1 protein-coding gene and 1 pseudogene are annotated in these 3,935 nt (G+C 73.8%); both read right to left on the reverse strand.

The features are described from left to right. Positions 1 to 3,493: DUF2339 domain-containing protein (locus AC1D15_RS20895; protein ID WP_477827476.1), on the reverse strand; the 3,493-nt coding region annotated here is incomplete at its 3' end. Positions 3,494 to 3,577: 84 nt separating this feature from the next. After that, a pseudogene (locus tag AC1D15_RS20900) lies at positions 3,578 to 3,935 on the reverse strand (DNA topoisomerase IB); the annotation flags it as partial.

A 3,935-nucleotide genomic window follows, 5' to 3' on the forward strand; every position in this document is an offset into this window, starting at 1 on the left:
GCCCGACGCCGACCAGCGACCAGGCCACCGACAGCATCGCCTGCGTCAGCGTCGACGCGAACAGCGAAGCCTCGTCCCACGGCACATCGGCCGCGTGGTGGGCCAGGCGCAGCACCAGCCCGGTGTAGACCGCGAAGGCGCTCAGGCCGAGCACGCCCAGCACGGCCGCCGGCGGCACGCGCTCGCGCACCGGCTGCGGCAGCGCGCGCAGCCACAGCGCCAGCACCAGCAGCGCGAGGCACTGGCCGATCTCCAGCGGGTTCAGCAGCGGCAGGTACGGCAGCGGCGCGGCCGTGCCGTCGTGCGCGTTCGCGCCCCACACCCACAGCAGCAGGCCGAGCGCGAGCGGCGCCGCACCGACCACCAGGTAGGCCTCGCGGAAATCGGCCACCGGCCAGCGGCGCAGCACCGCCGGCCGCGTCAGCGCGAACACCGCGGCGGCGATCACCGGCACCCAGCCGAGCACGCGCCAGGCCGAACCGGGTTCCCCCGCGTCGAACAGATGCACCGCCAGCTCGCCCGCCGCCACACCGACGAACAGCCACAGCCCGAGCACGTGCACCGCCTGCAGCGGCCAGCCGCCGAGCCACGCCGCCTGCCGGCGCAGCAGCAGCACATGCCACAACAACGCCACCGGCCACGCCAGCCAGCCCAGGTGGGCCGACGGCGTGATGTCGAACGCCGCCATGCCGAGCGCGATCACCACCAGCGACGGCAGCGTCAGCGCGGTGGCCTGCCCGAGCACGCGCCACTGGCGCCACGCCGCGAGCATCGTCGCCAGCACCGAGCTCGCGACCACGCAGCCGACCAGCGCCGCCGGCCAGCCGTCCCGCGCATCGGCGTCGCGCAGCAGGTGCAGCACCTGCGGCACCAGCATCAGCCCCCACCACAGCAGCGACCAGCCGACGATGCCCCATTGCACGACCGCCTGCCGCGTCCACGCGAGGGCCGCGTTCGATTCCGGCCGCGCCGCGCGTTGCAACGCGTCGCCGGCCAGCAAGCCGGTCAGCGCGAGGCCCAGCGGCAGCCCCAGGCGCAAACCGCCGAACGGCGCATGCGCCAGCAGGTCCGGCCCGAAGGCCAGCGTCGCCACGGCAGCAGCCACCTCCAGCAGCAGCCAGCCGAACGCCAGCGCCGGGTGCGCGATGCGCAGGCCGAGCCACAGGGCACCGACACCCAGCCACGGCCACACCAGCGCCGCGCGTTCTGCCGGCAGCACGCACAGCAGCCCCAGCGCGACCACCGCCAGCCCGGCGAGCAACGCGGTGCCGCTCGCCAGCGACCATTGCGGCAGCGCGTCACGCTCGTCCATGGCCCGCAATTGAGCACGCAGCTCCAGCCACGCGGTCGCGAGCAGGCTGCCACCCACCAGCAAGGCCGCGACCAACMCTGGCCACCCGTCGCGCGGCGCGTCCAGCGGATCGAGGTGCAGCGAAGCCGCCAGCCCCGCCAACGCGACCAGGTGCAAGGCCCCCGCGCAGGCCATCAGCACGCGCAGCGCAAAGCGGTGGCCGAGCGTCGCCAGCACCAACGCCAGCAAGGCGGTCGCGACCGAGGCCCACAGCGGCACCAGCACCATCCATCCGAGCAGCGCCGTCGCACCGGCCGCGAGCCAGGGGAGCGCGATGTCGTTGCCCTGCTCCCATCCGGCACGCTGCGCCGCCGGATGACGGTGATGCACGCGCCACATCGCGAGCACGCTGCCCAGCATCAGCAGCACGCCGATCAGCGAGCCGTCGATCAGCGGCGTGCCTGGCGTGAGGTCGAGCGACAACGCACTCACCAGCCGCACCACCGCGCCGGCCAGCACCGCGAGCGCGAACGCGCGGGTGTAGAGCCGATGCTGGCGCACGCCGAGCCAGAACATGCCGGCCGCCTCCACGGCCCAGGTGGCACCGGTCCACGCGCCCTCCAGGGCTAGCGGGATCGCGAGCGTGGCGAAGATCACGCCGACGATCACATGCGCCTCGCCGAGCAGCGCATAGCGGATGCGCGCACTGCGCAGCAACGCGCCGCCGATCACGAGGTAGAAGAACGCGAAGCCGAGCGCCGACCAGGCCGCGCCCCATTCGGTGTCCTTCACCATCAGGTACTGCAGGCCGAAGGCCGCCAGCGGCACGCCGAACACCAGCGCGCTGTCGACGCGCCCGACCTGCTGCAGCGCCTGCCGCGCGCGCTGCGCCAGCGGATCGGTCACGGCAGGGTCGTCGCCCAGCGCCAGCGCGCGCCGCGCGAACAGCACGCCGATCGCGGTGAACAGCACGAAGAACAGCAGCAGGAAGGCCTGCGTCGATGCGTACAGCGCGTCGGTGTAGTGCGCCTGCGCCCAGGCGCCGGCCAGCGTGAAGGTGCCGACCGCGCCGATCAGGTTCAGCGGCCGCCACGCCTTGTGCCATGCCATCAGGAAGATGCCGACGTCGAGCACCGCGAGGTAGCTGAACAGCGCGATGTGGTTGCCGCCGCCGGTGGAGACCAGCACCGGCGCGAGGAAGCCCTCGGCCACTGAGACGTAGGCGAGCCACGGCGCGTTCTGCAGCACCGCGAGCGCGGCACCCAGCACCGCGACGACCGCCATCACCGCGAAGGCAGCGCCCGGCGGCAGCAAGCCGTTCAGGCGCAAGGCCGCCAGCGCCGTCAGGTAGAACACGCCGATGCCGGCGCCCTGCAGGATCAGCCCGTAGCCCTGGCCGCCGGCGGCATCGCGCCGGTCACGCAGGCGCCAGCCGAGCACCAGCATCACGACCCCGACCAACGCGACGCCGGCGTAGCGGAACTCGACCGGCAGGGTCGCGCGCTCGGCCACATAGCGCAGCAGGAACGCGAGGCCCAGGAACAGGATCAGCACGCCCACCTTGACGATGGTGTTGCCGCCGAAGATCCAGCGCGCGAGGAACGGCGGCAGGCGGTCGCGCAGCGGCAGCGTGGGTTCGATGGGCGGCGGCGGCGGGGTCGTGCGCGATGGCTCGGTCCACGGGGCGGGTGCCGCGGGCTCCTCGGCGGCTGTCGCCACCGCAGGCTCGAGGACCGGCGCGGGGACGGGTTCGGGGACCGGCACCGCGATCGACGCGACCGCGGGTTCGATCGATGCGGCCGCACTCGGCACGGGCCGGGGTTCGAGGACCGGTTCGAGATCGAGTTCGAGGACGGTGTCCGGCACCGCCGCCGGGACAGGTTCCACGCTGGCGGTCACCGCGCCAGCCGACAGCCGCTGCACCTGCAGCCGCAGTGCGCTCACCTCGTGCTCCAGCGCCGCGACGCGCTGCGCGAGATCCGGCGCTGCTGGGGCGATCATCGGCGCTGCGCCCTGCGGCATCGCCGCCTCGTCCGGCATCCCGGGCCAGGCCTCCTCGGCCGGCGCTGCCGCCTCGGCCTGCTTCGACTTGCGGATCTGCCACACCACGAGCGGCGTCACGATCAGCATCACCAGCCCACCGGCCGGCCCGCCGAGCGCCAGGCCCACCAGGCCGCCCAGTACCGCATAGACGAAGTTCATCGGCCCTCCACCGCTGTCCTTGTGGCGGCGATTATGACGAGCGCCCCGGGCGCGCCCGGACGCCCTTTCGGGGGTTGCAGGGGATCAGGCGCCGGTGAGGTAGGCGACCAGCTGCCGCTCGGCCACCGACCAGCCGCGGCGCCGGCGCAAGGCGGCGAGCCGCTCGGCCGCGCTGCGCAGCCGCGCCGGCGTCGCCTCGAGCACCCGCGGGTGCACGTACGACTTGCGGCATACCGCCACCGTGTTGCCCAGCCGCTGCGCCACGTCGGCCAGCACGTCGTTCAGCTCGCGGCGCGTGAAGCCTTCGTCCTCTCGCTTCTCTTCGGTCCGCTCGCCGGGCAGTTCGCCCAGCAGCGCCAGCGCATGCACGCTCGCATGCCAGGTGCGGAAGTTCTTCGCGGTGAATTCGGCCCCGCTCGCCTCGCGCAGGTAGTCGTTGACG

Source organism: Rhizobacter sp. P2_H2, from assembly GCF_056403375.1.